At 34.6% G+C, this 607-nt stretch carries 1 protein-coding gene; it reads right to left on the minus strand.

The window, feature by feature from the left end:
* Positions 1-138 precede the first annotated feature (138 nt).
* Complete coding sequence (locus RI557_RS11695) at positions 139-387, minus strand: type II toxin-antitoxin system ParD family antitoxin (RefSeq protein WP_310669158.1); 249 nt, start codon at positions 385-387, stop codon at positions 139-141.
* Positions 388-607 lie beyond the last annotated feature (220 nt).

Raw genomic sequence — 607 nt, forward strand, 5'->3', positions numbered from 1 at the left:
TGAGTTAATTAAGTTAATATCAGGTTTATGTCAATCAGCATAGTTCATCATTTGTCTACTTGTTGTTCTGACCATGTTTCAACTGTATATTCCTATATTTCAGACAGATCATGAACTGCCTTTTTTGTGACCACGTATTCAGCCATCTTTTTTATATTGAGCTTTTAACTCTTTTAGATGTTTGTCTGCATCAAAATCATCTGCAATTCCACTGTCAATTCCTTCCTGGATAGCATTTTTTAAAGTAATCGCTTTACTTTCTTCATTTTCTAAAAGTCTAAGACCGGCTCTAACGACCTCGCTTACATTTTTATATCTACCGGATTCAACCTGACCATTGACGAATTCGTCAAAATAATTTCCTAGTGATATTGATGTGTTTTTCATATTGAATGATTTTATTTAAATTTACCTGATCTTGGTAAATAATCAAAATTCATATATGGAAATGAGCCTGGTAGATCTTGGCATTGTTTAATTGGCTTGGTCTGTTGCTAAAATTTCAGGTTGAACTATCTGCGAGGTCGGCGATCACCAAGTTTGGGAGTTTTTTAGCCTTTATTTTTTCACCACAAACCTGCCTGACCGGCAAGGAAACAAAGAACAC

Origin of the sequence: Salibacter sp., from assembly GCF_031581065.1 — a bacterium.
GTDB lineage: Bacteria > Bacteroidota > Bacteroidia > Flavobacteriales_G > Salibacteraceae > Salibacter.